Genomic DNA, 17,707 nt, shown 5'->3' on the forward strand with positions numbered 1-17,707 from the left:
AAAATTCTGGGATTCAAGATTATATAATCTAAAATCCGAAATCTAAAATCTAAAATTATAAGAGTGCGAGAGTTGTGGAGAAGGGGACGCTAGTTGAATTTAGGGTTCAAGGCGATCGCCGTCTGGGTGTGGTAGATCGTCCAGATGGTAAGACCCGTTGGTTTGTGGTAGATGAGCGTGGTCAATCCCACAGCCTCGCGCCAAGACAAATTACATATACAGTAAACGGACAAACCTACAAGTCCTCGGAGATTCCGAAATTTCAGGAAGAAGTCAAGCCATATTTAGACCCATCTAGCTTAGAAGTGGCTTGGGAATTATTGGTGGAAGATGGAGAAGCAGTCACCCCCTCGCAAATGGCGAATCTGCTATTTTCGGAATCAGAACCAGCCCCTTGTTATGCAGCCCATTGCTTGTTATCAGATGACAAACTCTACTTCAAGCAAAAAGGCGATGCTTATGAACCGCGTACAACCGCCCAAGTAGCCGAACGTAAACATCAAATAGAAGTAGAAACCCTCAAAGCCAAGGGACAGCAAGAATTTTTAGTGCGTGTAGAACAGGCACTCAAAGGTGAAGCAGTAGAATGGCAAAGACACGATCGCCATCGTCTAGAAGCATTAGAAAAATACGCAGCTTTAATGGCTGATATTGTGCGGGAGGGAGTAAAATATGATGCGCTATCTAGGGCGTATCCTCCTCCAGCGCCAGTCTTAGAAACGATGAATATGCTGGGGCGGCCTGGAACCCCCCAAGGAGCTTTTCAATTATTAGTAGACCTGGGTTGGTGGAGTCCCTATGAAAACTTGTTCCTGCGTCGTTCGTCAATTCCTGTTCAGTTTCCTAGCAAGGTGTTAGAAGTGGCGCAACAGCGTTTGGATTCCCCAACAACAGACTTGGATGCAAATCGCCTGGATTTGACTCATCTCAAGGTTTACACAGTTGATGATGAAAGTACCACTGAGATAGATGATGGTCTGAGTTGGGAATCACTCAGCGATGGTCAAGAAAGATTGTGGGTACATATTGCTGACCCGACGCGCTGGTTAGAACCAGAGGATGACTTAGATTTAGAAGCCAGAAAGCGGGGAAGTACGGTTTATTTGCCCACAGGGATGGTTCCTATGTTCCCAGAAATCTTGGCGACTGGGCCGATGAGTTTGGTACAGGGGAGAATTTGTTGCGCCCTGAGTTTTGGGATTATTTTAAATAGCAATGGGGCAGTAGAAGATTACAGCATTCACGCCAGTTTGATTAAACCGACTTATCGCCTCACCTATGAAGATGTCGATGAGATGCTGGAATTAGGAGTGCAAGCAGAACCAGAAATTGCCGCGATCGCAAATTGGGCAATCAAACGCAAATCTTGGCGTTACAACCAAGGAGCCATCAGTATCAACATGCCAGAGGCGATGATTAAAGTCAAAGGCGATGATATTAGTATTGATATCTTAGATGATTCCTCATCACGGCAACTGGTAGCAGAAATGATGATTCTTGCTGGTGAAGTAGCAGCGCGTTACGGCAAGACTCACAATATACCCTTACCTTTTCGCGGTCAGCCCCAGCCAGAATTACCCCCAGAAGAAGAATTAATTCAACTTCCAGCCGGATTTGTGCGTGCTTGTGCGATGCGGCGGTGTATGCCCAAGAGTGAAATGAGTATCACACCTCTCCGTCATGCAGGTTTAGGATTAGATACTTATACCCAAGCCACTTCCCCCATCCGCCGCTACAGTGATTTACTCACCCATTTTCAACTTAAAGCCCATTTACGGGGTGAAGTGCTGCCATTTTCTGCCGACCAACTTAAAGAAGTGATGATGACTGTTTCTACCATCACCCAAGAAGTAACAATGGTAGAAAGACAAACTAATCGATATTGGGCTTTAGAATATCTCCGTCGTCATCCTGAGCAAGTTTGGTCAGTCACAGTTTTAATGTGGTTGCGTGAAGACAGTAACTTGGCTCTAATTTTATTAGAAGATTTGGGCTTGCAGTTACCAATGGCTTTCCGACGTTCTGTAACCTTGGGTGAACAATTATTAGTGAAAGTGAGTATTGCTGACCCACAAAAAGATATGATTCAATTCCAAGAAATCATATATCAAGAAGCTCAATCTGCGGCAAATTAATTCTACCAGTCTATAGATAAAGCTAGTAGCAACTGTCTTCGTTAAAATATAAATGACTTGATACCAGCATCCTTGCTTGCTACCGCACCAAAGATGCTGATTAGCAGTGTGTATTCCAAAAATTAAATCGGAAATTAAACCAGATTCTTATATTAAGCGTTAGCAGAAAGGAAAGGAATATTTTCAGCAATATAATCTGGAACAGCCACACCTTGTTGTTTTGCCCAAAATTGGCTTAAAAAATGGATTTGTCGTAAACCAACAATTAAATTTAATCCTGGGATAAATAGCCACCAAACTACTAAGGGTTCTTTTAAACCTGCTTGGCGGTACAGTTCATTCACAGTTTTATATAACTTAAACTGCACAATATAAATCCACACAATACCCAGCAGTGAAAACCAACCAAACCACCCCGGTACATCAGGATCAAAGATGCGTAAAGCTTGGGGAATTGCGACTCCAAAAACAAACGGTGCTAAACTCAGGGTTCCTGACCAACCAAAGCCGTTATAACGGCGTAATTCTTCTTGAATAATCCATTTGTACCAGCCGTAATACAGCATCCCGGTAATTACAGACAATAAAATTACTCGCCACAACGGACGGGGTTTACCTAAATCTTTTGCTGACATTGATTTACGCCTGAGATATCAAATACATTTATTAACATTTCTTAATGTAAGATATCCCAGGCGTTTTTGTCTAACTTTGTTCTTGAGGAACTTGGTTGATTTGCGCCATTAATTGTTCTTTATCACGCTTGCGTTTCTTGGCGTATAGCTGAATAGTCACCGCCATAAAAATAATCAAACCAAAAATTCCCCAAGCGGTAATATCTGTGGGTAGATTGTCCTTAAATACAGCTAATAGCACAATCACCACCAACATAACTGTAGGTGCTTCGTTTAAAGCACGTAACTGTTGACCAGTCCAACGACATTCATCATTGGCTAACTTCTTCATCAAGCGACCGCAGTAATGATGATAAGCCAATAAAATTGCGACAAATAGTAATTTGAAGTGTAGCCAACCCTGTTTTAAAACTTCTGGTTCGGTACTCACTAAACCAATCGCCATCGCTACTGTGACCAACATTCCCGGAGTAGTGATGATGCGATAAAGGCGTAATTCCATAATTTGATACTGCTTTTTCAGTATCGTGCGTGCTGGTTCTGGTTCTTGTTCGGCTTCAACGTGGTAAATAAACAAACGCACCAGATAAAATAGGCCAGCAAACCAAACTACAATGCCAATAATATGAAATGCTTTGAACCAAGAATAAGCCATGAATTATCATCTCCATTAAGGTGGATATAACACATCGTAAGTTATCAGAAAAATCTCTACATTTGCTTACGATAGCATTAGAAACTGTGCTGAATCATCTAATGAGCTATTTATTAAACACAGGTAAATTATCTGTGTTTATCTATGGTTTCACTTTTTATAATATCGATTTTGACAAAATTTATTTCTGCCTAATTATCTACACGTCTGACGAAGGGCAATAAATCTTCTAAAATTGTCTGGTGATAATGTTCTTGGGCGTAATGTCCAACGTTATTAAGTTTTATTAATTCTGCATTGGGTACAGAATCACTAAATTTTTGTGCTATATCTACAGATAACCAAGGGTCAATCATCCCCCATTGAATTAATATTGGCTGTTCCCATTTTTGAAAGCCAGATGTAATTTCCGCCGTTGCTTGGGGGAGTTGCAAATTACGAATAGTTGATAGTAATCCTCTACCAGCCGCAGATGTTTTCAAAAAAGGTCGGCGATACACATCTAAATCTTTATCTTCGATACGATAACGACTACCACCTTCTAGGGTACGGTCAACTAATAAAGGGTCTTGAGTCATTATTTCACCTGCTAATGGTAAACCCATTTGTTTAATTTTCCAAGGTAATTTAGCATCGGTGGAAATGGGGGCATTTAAAATAGCAATGTTGGCAATTTGTTCAGGATGACGCACAGCATATTGTAAGCCAACAGAACCTAAGAAACCTTGGACAACTAAAGAAAATCTTTCGAGTTTGATGGTTTGAATAAATTTTTCTAAAGCTGTAATAAATGCGTCAGGAGTGTAGGCAAAATCGCGTTTTTCTGGCATTGATGAAAAGCCATAGCCAATCCAATCTGGTGCGATCGCTCTTGTTCCTTGACTAGCTAAAGCAGGTAGAATATTACGCCAACTGTAACTTTGCGAGACTATTCCATGCAGCAAGATCACAGGTAATAAATCACTTTGTCCAATCGGTTCTGCTTCCCGATAAAACCACTCTAAAGAATCAATTTTTACTTTATTTTCTGTTACAGCCACGCTACTTTCCTAATAAAAACTGAGAATTCAGAATTCAGTTTTTCTTCTGAATTCTGACTCCTGACTTCTGAATTCTCAAATAATCATCTCACGAATCGCATAAGCTGTTGCAGGGGCTAGTAACACACCGTTACGATAATGTCCGGTGGCGAGGAGGATATTGTTAAATCCTGCTAATTTTTCAATGATAGGTGCTGGGCGACCTTCCGGGCGGGGGCGTAATCCTGACCAAGTTCTGGTGATAGTTGCTGCGGCGAGTTCTGGACAAAAGGCGATCGCTTGTTGTCTTACATCTTCTAATAATTCATGATTAGGCGGGATTTCATCGCCATCAGTGGGAAATTCCACCGTTGCGCCTATCCAATAATCGCCACCACCTACAGGGACGATATGTACATCATTACAGGTAATCATCGGCTGAAACTCAGGATTACCGATGGAATTTGCTAAATGTACTTGTAATGCTTGTCCGAGAACGGGGCGGATATCAACTTTTTGGTTTAACTGGTCAGTTAGAAGTGTAGAACCCAGTCCAGCCGCCACTATCACCCAATCAGCATTGATTTTTCCTGCTGTTGTTTCAACTGATGTCGGTGAGATATTGACAACATTCACACCAAATTGACAAGTTACGCCTTTTTTTTGGGCGGCTTCTACTAGGGCTAAGGTTAAAGCTGTGGGGTCGAGTTGACGGTCTTGAGGTGAATAAACTGCGCCAGTAATTTTGTCATTATTGACTTGGGGACATATACTCTTGAGTTTCGCCCTGTCCCAAATTTCCAAATTCCAACCTTGGGAGGCGCGAATTTTTACTAGTTTTTCCCAATTTTCAAAGTTTTCCTCTTCCCAAGACAAGTGAAGAATACCTTGACGGTTGAAGGGGATTTTACGTCCGGTTAATGCTTCTAGTTCGGGGATTAAGGTTTCGTAGCGTTCAATACTGGTTTGTCTTAGCCGCCAAGCTTTACCCTTGATTTTTTGACTAATAGCGCCCATCAAAACCCCAAGGGCTGCACCTGTAGAAGCTTGTGCGGGTTGGTTTTGGTCAATAACGGTAATTTGCAACCCTGTTACTTGACTCAGTTCATAGGCGATCGCGGCTCCAATGACACCACAACCGATAATAATTACATGACTCATTGCTGGGATATTGAGGAGTTATGAGTTAGAACCGCAAGCGGAAGTCAAAAGTCAAAAGGTTTTTTAATTTTATACTACCCTGGGGGAACGCCAAGGGCGAACAGACTTCAAACTTCAGCCTTTTTCTTCTAACTCATAACTTATCATTCAACAATCCCTAAGAGTCCGCTTGTTTGCTACCTTCTGGTAACAGTTGTAGGAATTTGTCAACATCTGTAAAGGCAGCTTTGTAGTTACTCAAGGCAACTAAACTATTGCCATTACTAGCTGCTTGATCAACTTTAACCAAGTGGTTCAGTAAATCTTTGGTGATTTGACGGGCTGCGGTTTGGTCTTTGGGTAAAAGATGGGGAGTGATGTAAGTCATGGTCAGCCTAGCTTCTGCCATTGGGCCATGAATAAAGTTACCCACCTTAATCCACTCATTTTTTTCGATGAGGTTTTGGAGTTCTTCTGCGCGATCGCGCACAGTCTGAACTTCAGGCAGATATTCCTGAATTTGAGCAATTTGATCTGCTGTATAAGTTGGAGGTGCAGATACGACCCCAGGGCCACCACAACTAATAAGAAATGTAGCCAATAATACCAGAATGATCGAGAAAATCGAGCGTTGACGCGCCATAAACTGAACTTAACTTTTTTTAACGTTTGCCAGCTAACAGTGTAATTTTAGATCGCCAAGGTAATTTCTCGTTCTAGCAAGTAGATGATTTTGCGGAAAATTCTCAGATTTTTTTTAGACTGATCTAACGTCAGCCACTTTTCTAATTTATTTAAGTATAATTGCTCATATAGCAATAATTTCATACTTCACACTTAATCAATTGTTAAGAAAAGGCAATTTTATAGTTGCGAAATTTAAAACGTCTTGATAAGCTGAAACACTAATAAGATAAGCCTTCTGGCGGTTTTCTGTCGTCGCATTCCCCTTAGCTGACTCAACTATTTAGGAGTGTTTTTTCGTGAACGCAGCTGAACAGGCAACTAACCTTGAACTCGCCAGCAAGATTGCTACGGTAGTTAATTTATTCAAACTCCAGTTCCCCGATGCGAAATCGGATTTGAAACCTTGGCAGAATGACCCAGAAACCAGAGAATTAGTTGATCCAGATTCTATAGACATTGGCTTTCACTTTCCTGGAATCAGCAAATCCTGGCGGAGTCGGAGTGTTTTGATTCAAATTCGGTTTCATCAAGATCCGATAACAAACTTACGTCGGGCAATTGGTATAGAAGTAGCAGGATTTGATCATCGTGGCGAGGCTTGGCGACTTTCGACAGTGGAAAACTGGAATTTTGTGGGCGAGTCTCTCCCTGCTGCACAAATTGGCGAACAACTCAAACAATTTTGTCGGCAGATTTTAGAACTGTTTAATGAGAAGTCTGAAGTGTGAATTATGAAGTGTGAAATTTCATTCTTTAACCTTCAGACTCATAACTTTCAGCACTTACTAAACGACTCCCGCCTGAAATACTTTCCCAATGACTTCTTCTATGGGCGGTTCTTTCACTTCTAAATCGATGACTTCTAGTTCTGACAAAATTTGAGATACGGTACGAGTCAAAGCTGGTTGCTCTACCATAAAACATACTGCTCGCCCGTCTACAGATTGCACATCCCCATAAGACTTGAGCTTTTCTCTTGATAAAGGCTGGGCTAACTCTACGTGAACTTCGCGGTATGGTGCGAAGCGTTCTAACAGTCCATCTAAACTACCGTCATACATCAGCTTTCCTTGGTGAATTAATAATACTCGCTGACATAAAGCGGTAATATCAGCCATGTAGTGACTAGTTAATAATACGGTGGCTTGATAACGCTGATTATAGTCGCGCAGAAAGTCTCGCACTGCTACCTGAGCATTCACATCAAGTCCCAAAGTTGGTTCATCAAGAAACAATACTTGCGGACGATGTAAAAGTGCTGCTAACAGTTCTGCTTTCATTCGTTCACCCAAAGATAGCTTGCGTACTGGTTGAGTCAGCTTTCCTTGGAGGTTTAGCATTTCTGTTAATTCTCTTAAGCGGTGAGAAAATTCTTGGTCAGAAATGTCGTAAACAGCAGCATTAATTTTTAAAGAATCTATTGCGGGTAAGTCCCAGATTAATTGCTGCTTTTGTCCCATCACCAAGGTAATTTTTTGCAAAAATGCTTCTTGGCGTAAAAACGGGATATGTCCAGCTACTCTCACTGTCCCACTACTAGGATGAATTAAACCAGTGAGCATTTTGAGTGTGGTAGTTTTTCCAGCACCATTCGGCCCTAAAAATCCTACTACTTCACCAGGGGTAATTTCAAAGGAAACATTTTCAACAGCTTGAATTGAACGGTAGGTGCGGCGGAAAAAGTGAGTAATTGTGCCAGCGAGACCTGGTTCTTTAATCGCCACCGGATAAGATTTACTTAAATTTTCAACAAAAATATGCGGCATAAAATTTATCTTAAAACCTTCCTGAGACGATTTCAGCCACAAACATAGTCCTAACTTATGCTTCAACTGCTATATATAGACCAATTATCAGCGTGCATCCGCGTTTATCTGCGGTTTTAAATATTGATCAGTATTATCCTTGAGGTTGGTAAAGCCAAGGTAAAGCAAGTTAACTAACGCAAACGCCCCGATCGCAAAATACTAATAATCAACCACAATCCTAATAAACTGGCGGCGGCAAATAACACACTACTTAAAACCGATAGTTGCGGTGTCTGGGCTTTGGTGGAAATAATTGCTGCTCCCATAATCAGTGAACCTACCAGAATACTGAATGAGAGGCGATTAGCTGCATCATCCATTGTGCGCCGTACACCATCTAAACCATGCAAAGATAGATTCCAACGCAATGTTTCTGATGTTACACGGTCGAGTAAAAGTTCAACTTGTCGGGGTGATTGTAATGATAAACTTTTGAGGTCAAGGGCGGTACGCAAAAGCGATCGCACTGGATTTTCCCCGACTAATTGCCGGCGAAACAAATCGGTAATTAAGGGCTTCACCTCATCAAACAAATTAATCTCAGGATTAAATGCCCTAGCCACACCTTCTAAATTAGCTAGAGTTTTAGCATACAAGCCCATATTGCTGGGCAATCTAATTTTATTGTTGCGGGCGACTTGCAAAATTTCATAAATCACTTGACTAAAATTCATGTTTGTCAAGCTGACATTATGATATCTCCGCAACATGCGATCGTAATCACTTTCCAGCCGCGCCACAATTACAGGCTGTGCCGAATCGGATAGTTGCAAAGTTAACTGAGCGCATCTTCCTGCATCTAAATCCACGATCGCCAACAACATTTCTGTTAAAATCTGCTGGGTGCGGGGATCAAGTCTGCCTACCATCCCACAATCTAAAATTGCTATCCGACCATCTTGCAGATAAAATAAATTTCCGGGATGGGGATCAGCATGAAAAAAGCCATCCAGGTATAACTGCTGAAAAAATGCTCTAAATAGTAAAGTAGTTATATCTTTACGTTGAGTGGCAATATCTTTACCATTATTACCACTGGTCAACTTTGCTGATAGTAAAGGTACACCATCCAACCACTCCATCACTAACAATTTCTCTGATGTCAGATGCCAGTGAATTTCCGCCACGACAATTTGTTGCGGGTCAAACCAACGACCTTTCGCTAAATTCCGGCGTAATTGATCTGTAAAACCTGCTTCTCTTGTGAAGTCTAACTCTGCTTCTAAAGCCTTGGTAAATTCTTCCGCAATTGATTTAATTTCATAAGTTTGCCCAAAATCAGTCCGAGCCACTAAATCAGCGATCCCCTGAATTAAAGCAATATCTTGGGCAATAGTCGTATCAATTCCTGGACGTTGGACTTTTAAGGCGACTTCCCGACCATCAGCCAGTGTAGCGCGATGAGTTTGGGCAATTGATCCCGCCGCAACTGGTACGGGATTAATCTTGGGAAAAACTTCTTCTAGGGGAAGTTTTAACTGTTTGCGGATGACTACTTCTATTTCTGACCAGGGAACAGGCGGTACTTCGTCTTGCAGTGTTGACAGTTCCTCAATGTAAGCAGCACTGAGTAAATCGGGACGAGTCGATAATAACTGACCAAGCTTGATATAAACAGGCCCCAAACTTACCAAAATATTTTTCAATACTGCTGGGGTAGGTAGCTGGGGTTCATCAGCTTTGCCACCAGTTAGTAGCCTTCGCATATAATCCCAGCCATTCCGAAGCACCACTTCAATAATTTCTCGTTGACGAGGAACAGTTTGAGTTAGGAACATGATGGTAAACAACTGCAAGAACGCAGAGAATTTAAAGGGGTAGACAACAGGGAATTACAATACAGCCAGAGCTAGTTTTAGTTAAGGTTTTACTGGCTAAAGCACAGTCTTGAAATCTTTTTTGGGATGATTTTACAACTTCTATCAAGCTTTGCTCACTTAACATTCTTTTAATATAAGTAGAACAAGATTCTCCACCATGTAATTGCCGATGGGGACAAGCAAAGCCTTTCACTGGAGAAATATATCTTTGATAAGCAGTGATAGAGTGAATTGCCATTGTCTTGGCCAGAGGCTCAAAGCTTAGAGTTTGCATAACTGTCAGTAAAAACAACAGACAGTCAAGTTATAATAAGAAAACTAGCTTTTAAGCCTCTGTCAAGGGTTTTAACTTTGATAATTACAGTAGGTTTGTAAAGCGGGGGTCATCTTGCAGGATTTTGAGAACCTGTTTAATTTCTTGGGTGCGTTCTTTATTAACGATGAGGGTAACATTGCGATCGCGCACAATGACCACATCCTCTAAACCAATAGTAACAATTACATCCTCTGGATTAGTAGCATAAACAATCGCTCCTTGCGTATCTAAACCTAAGTGGGTAGCTAATTCTACATTGGGGTTCTCTTCCTTTTTTAATAAACGTTCGATCGCATTCCAATCTCCTAAATCATCCCAACCAAAATCTACCGGGAGGACGTATGCTAAATTGGTTTTTTCCATGAGTGCATAGTCTATACTCTTTTTAGGTAATTCAGGGTAAATATCAGGGCCGTATTGTTCCAGAGGCTTTATGATTTCTGGAGCATGGGTGTAAAGTTCCTCAAGAACAACCCCAGCCCGAAAGACAAACATTCCACTATTCCAGCTAAAACGTCCCGTAGATAAAAAAGTTTCTGCTAACTCACGGTTGGGCTTTTCAGTAAAGCGGTTGACATGATAAGCTGGCAACTCATTAAAGCTACCAATCTTTTCACCTTGTTCAATGTAGCCGTAACCAGTTGATGGAAAAGCAGGCTTAATTCCTAAAGTAACAATCGCTTTGGTGCTTGTTGCTAGTTGAGTAGCAGCCTTTAATGTGTCAGTAAACGCCTTTTGGTCAGCTATCCAATGGTCAGCCGGAAAAAAGCCGATAATTGCGTCTTCTCCATAACGTTTTTTAATTTCTAAACTTGTCCAAGCAACGGCGGCGGCAGTATCCCTTCCTTCTACCTCAATGAGTAAGTTTGGCGATGGCAGTTCGGGTAACTGTTGGCGTACACCTCCAGCTATCTGGCTGGAAGTAATCACCCACAAAGAATCCCAACCGTCTCCCAATGGGAGCAACCGATCCGCAGTGGCTTGCAGTAAACTTCTGGAACTACCATCTAAACTTAAAAATTGTTTAGGACGGTCTTTGCGACTCAGAGGCCAGAAACGCTCACCTTTGCCACCAGCGAGGATAACGGGGAACAAGGAACTATTCATGTTGTCATACACACCTACGCAAGAACACTACAAGTTTACTGTGAGCATTTACTCTGGCAAGATTTGTAGCTTGCATTAACATAACTTTTATGGAAGTGGTTGAGTGGGGAGAAAATTGTGATTAGAGAAGTTCAATTATCTGAAAGTGAAGTCAAGTCTCAGCAAATACCGAATTTAGACTTGGAAAGCAAACCAGGTCAAATTCAACGCATTGAAACTCAGGGAACGCTGCAAACCCTCACCGAGACCAGCACAGAATCAGCAACTCAAGAAGCATCAGCCAGTTCCACCCGCACTGTTGTCGAGTCAGTCAGTGCTATTCCCAACGAACTGTACGACAGATTGGGCTTAAGTATGCCCCGGTGGCTACTGTGGATACTGACAGTAGTAATGGGGGTAATTCTTTCTGGTCTTTTAGTTTCCACCTTGGCGCTGTGGACTCCCTTATGGAGCAATTTAGATAAAACCGATGAGGAACTCGGTTTCGCTGGTAAAGAAGAGCAGAAAGTTCCTTTACCTGGGGAATTATGGAGCAAAATTTCCCAATACCAGCTATCCCGCCCCATGAATATTTTGATTATGGGGATTGAGCCAGTCAACGGTGCTGTTGATGGTTCACCAGAAAGTTTTGCTGGCAAAAGCGACACCATGCTTTTAGTCAGGCTCAACCCCAGTGATAAATCTATTCGAGTGCTTTCCATTCCCAGAGATACGATGATTGCGATCCCCGAAAAAGGGTTAACCAAGCTATCAGATGCTAATCCCCAAGGCGGGCCAGTATTGGCTGCTAGAGTAGTCAGCCGTACCTTAAACAATGCGCCCATTGACCGTTACATTCGCATTTCTACCAGTGGCTTAAGGCAATTAGTGGATCAGTTGGGTGGGGTGGAAGTATTTGTACCTAAAGCAATAGAATACCATGATAGTAGCAGCCAATTGAACATTAATCTAGTCAGTGGCTGGCAAACCCTTGACGGCGAACAGGCAGAACAATTCGCTCGTTTCCGGGAAGATGGATTAGGGGATTTACCGAGAGTACAGCGTCAACAAGCACTACTAGGTGCATTGATTCAACGCCTCAATAGTCCTACTGTCGTACCGAAATTGCCCCAATTAACCCGCATCATGCGGAAGTATTTTGATACCAACTTAAAGATAGAAGAAATGATGGCTTTGGTGAATTTCTCCGTGAATGTAGAGCGGGATAATTTCCAAATGACCACTGTTCCCGGTACTTTCAGCCGTTTCAGTCAAGATCCCAATAGCTATTGGCTGAATCTGACTGGACAGTCAAATCTCTTGAATAATTATGTTGGGGTGGATGTACCTGGACTCAAGCCAGATACACGTCCAGTTTCTAACCTCAAAATTGCTATTCAAAATGCTTCTAATCAACCACAAGTTACGGAAAAAGTTATTGCCTATCTCAAAGAGAAAGGCTTTAAAAATATTTACACAACCTCAGATTGGCCTGATAGCCAGCGTCAAACTCAGATTATTGTCCACAGAGGTAGCCGACAACCAGGAATTGAGTTACAAAAAATCTTAGGTTTGGGTCAAATTGAAGTGTCAACAGCTGGATACTTGGAATCAGATATCACAATTCGGATTGGGAAAGATTGGAAATAGTCAAAAATTATTGGTCAAGAGTTATTAAGCATTTGTGAATATTTGCTTGACTCTTGACTATCAAGCTATGAAAAAGATTGGGCGAAAATATTGAAGTTTTCTACAATCAAACTTCACCCAGTTTTCATAACTCAGTAAACAGGTGCGTAAAGTTATGAAAAAGATTTGGCAAAAATTGTTAAGTTTAATTGTCATTTTCCTTTTAGCTGGCTTGTGGCTAATACTGAGTCCAAGACCAGCTTTTGCTCAAATTAATACCATCAACTACAGCAATACCAATTTAGAAAACCGTGACTTCTCCAATGCTGATTTAGCGGGTGTAACTTTTGTGGCTGCGGAAATGCGGGGGACTAATTTCCAAGGCGCAAATTTAACCAATGCTATTTTCACCAAAGGAGTTTTATTAAAGGCGAATTTAGAAAGTGCAAACTTAACGGGTGCTTTAGTAGACCGGGTAACGTTAGATGGCGCTAACTTAAAAAATGCCAATTTTACAGAAGCTACTTTAACCCGTAGTCGTTTTTACGATGCTGATATTACTGGCGCGGATTTTACAGATGCGTTAATTGACCGCTATCAAGTTTCATTGTTATGTGAAAGGGCGACTGGGGTAAATCAAATTACGGGAGTGGCGACACGCGATAGCTTGGGTTGTCGTTAAAGAGTTGTCAGTATTCAGAATACAGAAGTCAGAAGCGGTCAGAGTATGATGACTCAGAGTCTAAAACTATGAGAATCTCTGTCGAGGAAAACCTAGAGTTAGCAAATTTTCTGGATTCTGACTTCTGACTCCTGAATTCTGACCAAGAATTTAATCATGAGAACAGGGAAGTTCAATGAAAAATTCGGTTCCTTTTCCGGGGGTCGATGTACATTTAATTTGACCTTGATGTTTTTCGACAATGATTTGGTGACTAATAGATAAACCTAGTCCTGTACCTTTACCGGGTTCTTTGGTGGTAAAGAAGGGGTCAAAAATATGGGAAGTGACATCTTCAGGGATTCCCAGACCATTATCAGCGATTTTGATGATTACTTGGCGATCGCTCTTTTGAGTGCTGATCCAAATTTTTAAAGGTACTCTGGGACAGTTGGTTGAAGCTTGTAAATGCTGATTCCAGATAACTTTAAATTTATCTTCTAAAGCGTCAATACCATTACTCAGAAGATTCATAAATACTTGATTTAGTTGTGCAGGATAACATTCTACTAAAGGTAAAGTGCCGTATTCCTTCACCACCTCAATCTGAGGACGCGCCCGATTTTCCTTGAGGCGATGTCCTAAAATCAGTAAAGTACTATCCAATCCCTCATGAATATTTACAGCCCTTAAATCAGCTTCATCAGTACGAGAAAAATTCCTCAGTGACAATACAATTTCTCTAATTCTTTCTGCGCCGACTTTCATGGAATCTAGTGTTTTTGGCAAATCTTCGATAATAAATTCCAAATTCTGCTGATCTATTTTTTCTTTAATATTTGGCAAAGAAGAATTATATTGACGGTAAATCTGCAAAACATTCATTAACTCTTGAGTATATTCATTTAAATGGATCAGATTACCAAAAATAAAACTAACAGGGTTATTAATTTCGTGAGCGACACCAGCGAGTAATTGTCCTAATCCTGCCATTTTCTCGCCCTGAATTAACCTTGCTTGAGTCTGCTTTAGCTCACATAAAGTTTGAGTTAATTCTAGAGTTTGACGTTTGGTTTGTTCCAATAATTCTGCTTGTTGAATAGCAACACCTAACTGCACGCCAACTTGTGCTAATAAATTGATTTCCTCATCTTTCCAATAACGTGGTTGAGAATTTTGATAAGCAACTAATAATCCCCATAATCTTTCGCCTTGGCGAATTGGTACAAAAGTTTCATTACGTGGTAACTTATCATCTTCATCTGTGTCTTCAAAGGTGGCTAAAACCAGTGGATTAACTTGTGTTAAAGGTTTCCAACCATCTTTAAAAGAATCAGCCACAAATTTACCACTCCAATCATCATTAAAGCGATATATGGCTACCCTCTCTACTTTTAATAACTCGCGTACAGCTTGAGTAGTGGTTTTAAAAATAGTTTTGACATCCAACGACTGGCGGATTTTATCAATAGTCTCAGCTAATAACTTTTGCCGTTCCATTGATTTTTCTCGCTCGTTAGCCTCAGCTAATTGGATGGCTTGAGTTTGAACTTTTTTTAAATATGAATCTTGTTTTAAAGCAACTCCTAGTTGTTCCGCTATTTGGCTAACAAACTCAATTTCTGAATGTTGCCATTGACGCGGATTTTTACATTGGTGAATACATAATAAGCCCCAGAGTGTACCTTCTTGTAATAGAGGCGCGACTAAATTCGCCCGGACTTGAAATTTTTCCAGAATTTCTACATAACAAGAGGGAAAATTGCCTTGATAAATATCAGTAATAGCATTGACTCTACCTTGAGCGTAAAGGGGTGCGAAGTTTTCGCCAAAACAATGATCATAAACTTTATCTGCTACTGCTGAAGGATAACTATGACTCACGTCATCATAGATAAATTCTCCTTCCCAGTTTTTTTGCTGATCAAACCGAAAAACTCCTACACGGTCAGCTTGTAGTAATTGTCTGACCTCTGTGACAGAAGTTTGAAAAATTGTATCTAAATCTAAAGATTCCCGAATGCGAGTAATAATGCTGGTTAAAGTCTTTTGCTGATTAGCTTGATAGCGAGCTTCGTTTAAAAGTTTGTTGTGTTGTAAAGCTACTCCTAAGTTTTCAGCAATTTGAGACACAAATTCGATTTCTGAAGGTTGCCAATTTCGCGGTTTATCACATTGATGAACACATAATAAACCCCATAATTTTCCCTGTTTTAATAACGGTACGATTAAATTAGCCCGGACTTGAAAATTTCCTAAAATTTTGGTATGACAAGGACTTAAGCCAGCATCATAAATATCAGCTACGGCTTGGACTCTGCCTTGTTGATAATGCACTGCAAACTGTTCACCAAAACAATAGTCATAAACTTTCGCAGCAACAACAGATTCCCAGCCGGCGGTAACATCTTCTGAAATAAATTCTCCTTCCCAATCTTTTTGCAGATCAAATTTAAAAATAGCCACTCGATCTGCTTGTAGCATTTGCCGCACTTCAGTCACGGTAGTTTGAAAGATAGTTTCTAAATCTAGGGATTTACGAATACGTGTAATCACACTAGTTAATGTTTTTTGTTGTTCTGCTTGGGCATTAGCTTTAGCTAGTAGTTCATAGTGGCGCAAGGCTACACCTATTTGTGTCCCAATTTTGCTCAATGATTCAATTTCATAAGGCTGCCATTGTCTAGGGGTAGAATTTTGATATGCAGCGATAATTCCCCACAATTTTTCACCTTGGATAATGGGCGCGGTTGCAAAAGCTTTGGCCTGAAATTGTTCTAATAAAATGACATGACAATTGGTTAATCCTGCTTGATAAATATCGTTGGCGCTAAAAGTTTGGTTGTGAGCATAACGTCCGCCTTGGGTTTGTTGTAAATAAGTATCGTTAATTACAGGTTGAACATTAACTAAAGGTGTCCAACCTTCAACAAATGATTCAGCAACAAACTCACCACTCCAATCAGGATTAAAGCGGAATATAGCAACGCGATCGGCTTCTAAGAGTTGGCGGATTTCTTGGGTAGTACTTTTAAAGATGCTGTCAATGTCTAAAGAGGGACGAATTTGATCAACAATTTGCGCGATTACTTGATCACGCTGGGCTGTCTGTGCCAGTTTTGTTGCTTGTAGTTGAACTTCTTGCAGATGACTAGCTTGTTGAATTGCTATGGTGAGATGATCAGCAATTTGGCGAATAAATTCAATTTCAGCATTTTGCCATTGACGAGGTTGACTACATTGATGAATACAAATTAATCCCCATAATTCTTGGTTTCTTAATAGAGGAACAATCAGGTTAGCACGGACATTAAATCTACTTAAGATTTCTCTATGGCAACTACTTAGTTCATCTACATAAATATCTGCTACTGCTTGTACTTTGCCTTGTTGATAATCAGCCGCAAATTGTTCACCAAAACAATGGTCGTAGACTTTTGCTGCTAAAGCTGATGCCCATTGATCAGCAACATCTTCAGCCACAAATTCTCCTTCCCAGTTTTTTTGATGATCGAATTGAAATATGGCTACTCGATCAGCTTGCAGTAATTGACGTACTTCTTTGACGGTAATTTTAAATATTGTTTCTAATTCTAAAGATTCTCTGATTCTGACTATGACACTAGCGAGCGTTTTATGTTGTTCTAATTGTTCTTGTAGTTGATTATTTGACAAGACAATTTCTGGTTCTGTGAGTGTTGATTTGGCTTCCATATTTTTAAATGTGTTGTTTATCAGTCGAAAAACTTTAATACTCAATACTTCCTGATGGGGAAGACCGATGAGATATAACATCAAGTACTAGGTTGCCCACTTTTGACAGATAATCAACAATAAATGTGCCAAGTTGAGAATTTAGCTAAATATTGGGGAAAGCAATTTATTTAAATGAGTGACAATTAGAAAAATCCTGGATTTTGTGAGGGGAAGGGTAGAAAAATTTAACTTATATGCAGAAGAACTTATGAGCGTGTCAAAGTCAGAGAAGGAAACCTTTTTGATTCATGGCCATAGCAGTCCTAGTTGAGAAATAGACAAAAGGACAAGGAAGACAAGGTAGAGAGATGTTTGTACATCATTTAGGATTGCTATATGTAAATGGTTTGATTTAAACTG

15 protein-coding genes are annotated in these 17,707 nt (G+C 40.6%); 4 read left to right on the forward strand and 11 right to left on the reverse strand.

Going from position 1 to position 17,707, the window contains the following annotated elements; genetic code table 11:
• Positions 1-74: 74 nt before the first annotated feature.
• A complete protein-coding gene (locus H6G77_RS00990) occupies positions 75-2,135 on the forward strand; it encodes a ribonuclease catalytic domain-containing protein (RefSeq protein ID WP_190587864.1) in 2,061 nt (686 codons plus the stop codon).
• A gap of 152 nt (positions 2,136-2,287) precedes the next feature.
• Here the strand turns inward: H6G77_RS00990 and H6G77_RS00995 are convergent, their stop codons facing one another.
• The 6 genes from H6G77_RS00995 to H6G77_RS01020 form a co-directional block, all read right to left on the reverse strand.
• The gene (locus H6G77_RS00995) at positions 2,288-2,770 is read right to left on the reverse strand and encodes a hypothetical protein (RefSeq protein ID WP_190587865.1); all 483 of its coding nucleotides are present in this window, start codon (positions 2,768-2,770) and stop codon (positions 2,288-2,290) included.
• A 70-nt stretch (positions 2,771-2,840) separates the two neighbouring features.
• A complete protein-coding gene (gene hemJ / locus H6G77_RS01000; RefSeq protein ID WP_062294743.1) occupies positions 2,841-3,425 on the reverse strand; it encodes a protoporphyrinogen oxidase HemJ in 585 nt (194 codons plus the stop codon).
• 191 nt (positions 3,426-3,616) lie between these two features.
• On the reverse strand, positions 3,617-4,465 hold the full coding sequence (locus H6G77_RS01005; RefSeq protein WP_190673745.1) for an alpha/beta fold hydrolase: 849 nt from the start codon (positions 4,463-4,465) through the stop codon (positions 3,617-3,619).
• A gap of 75 nt (positions 4,466-4,540) precedes the next feature.
• Positions 4,541-5,605, reverse strand: a complete 1,065-nt coding sequence (locus H6G77_RS01010; protein WP_190870596.1) for an FAD-binding oxidoreductase — start codon at positions 5,603-5,605, stop codon at positions 4,541-4,543.
• Between the two features lie 157 nt (positions 5,606-5,762).
• Positions 5,763-6,227, reverse strand: a complete 465-nt coding sequence (gene psbQ, locus H6G77_RS01015; RefSeq protein ID WP_190587868.1) for a photosystem II protein PsbQ — start codon at positions 6,225-6,227, stop codon at positions 5,763-5,765.
• 47 nt (positions 6,228-6,274) lie between these two features.
• Positions 6,275-6,412, reverse strand: a complete 138-nt coding sequence (locus H6G77_RS01020; RefSeq protein ID WP_190587869.1) for a hypothetical protein — start codon at positions 6,410-6,412, stop codon at positions 6,275-6,277.
• A 155-nt stretch (positions 6,413-6,567) separates the two neighbouring features.
• Here H6G77_RS01020 and H6G77_RS01025 point away from each other — a divergent pair, with 155 nt between their 5' ends.
• Positions 6,568-6,999, forward strand: a complete 432-nt coding sequence (locus H6G77_RS01025; RefSeq protein ID WP_190587870.1) for a hypothetical protein — start codon at positions 6,568-6,570, stop codon at positions 6,997-6,999.
• Positions 7,000-7,056: 57 nt separating this feature from the next.
• Here H6G77_RS01025 and H6G77_RS01030 read toward each other — a convergent pair whose 3' ends face one another.
• The 4 genes from H6G77_RS01030 to H6G77_RS01045 form a co-directional block, all read right to left on the reverse strand.
• Positions 7,057-8,037: an ATP-binding cassette domain-containing protein gene (locus tag H6G77_RS01030; protein ID WP_190673753.1), complete on the reverse strand. Its 981-nt coding sequence runs from the start codon at positions 8,035-8,037 to the stop codon at positions 7,057-7,059.
• A 173-nt stretch (positions 8,038-8,210) separates the two neighbouring features.
• The gene (locus tag H6G77_RS01035) at positions 8,211-9,857 is read right to left on the reverse strand and encodes an AarF/ABC1/UbiB kinase family protein (RefSeq protein WP_190870597.1); all 1,647 of its coding nucleotides are present in this window, start codon (positions 9,855-9,857) and stop codon (positions 8,211-8,213) included.
• Between the two features lie 31 nt (positions 9,858-9,888).
• Positions 9,889-10,173 carry a membrane protein insertion efficiency factor YidD gene (gene yidD / locus H6G77_RS01040; protein ID WP_190587873.1) on the reverse strand — a complete coding sequence of 95 codons (285 nt, stop codon included), beginning with the start codon at positions 10,171-10,173 and terminating at the stop codon, positions 9,889-9,891.
• An 84-nt stretch (positions 10,174-10,257) separates the two neighbouring features.
• Positions 10,258-11,322: a mannose-1-phosphate guanylyltransferase gene (locus H6G77_RS01045; protein WP_190587874.1), complete on the reverse strand. Its 1,065-nt coding sequence runs from the start codon at positions 11,320-11,322 to the stop codon at positions 10,258-10,260.
• 117 nt (positions 11,323-11,439) lie between these two features.
• Between H6G77_RS01045 and H6G77_RS01050 the strand changes: the two genes are divergently transcribed.
• Positions 11,440-12,951 carry an LCP family protein gene (locus tag H6G77_RS01050; protein WP_190870598.1) on the forward strand — a complete coding sequence of 504 codons (1,512 nt, stop codon included), beginning with the start codon at positions 11,440-11,442 and terminating at the stop codon, positions 12,949-12,951.
• A 154-nt stretch (positions 12,952-13,105) separates the two neighbouring features.
• Positions 13,106-13,612, forward strand: a complete 507-nt coding sequence (locus tag H6G77_RS01055; RefSeq protein WP_190673761.1) for a pentapeptide repeat-containing protein — start codon at positions 13,106-13,108, stop codon at positions 13,610-13,612.
• 150 nt (positions 13,613-13,762) lie between these two features.
• On the opposite strand, the gene H6G77_RS01060 is transcribed toward H6G77_RS01055, so the two are convergent.
• Positions 13,763-17,305 (reverse strand): GAF domain-containing protein, encoded by a 3,543-nt coding sequence (locus tag H6G77_RS01060; RefSeq protein WP_190870599.1) that lies wholly within the window; start codon positions 17,303-17,305, stop codon positions 13,763-13,765.
• Positions 17,306-17,707 lie beyond the last annotated feature (402 nt).

Source organism: Aulosira sp. FACHB-615, from assembly GCF_014698045.1.
Lineage (GTDB): Bacteria > Cyanobacteriota > Cyanobacteriia > Cyanobacteriales > Nostocaceae > Nostoc_B.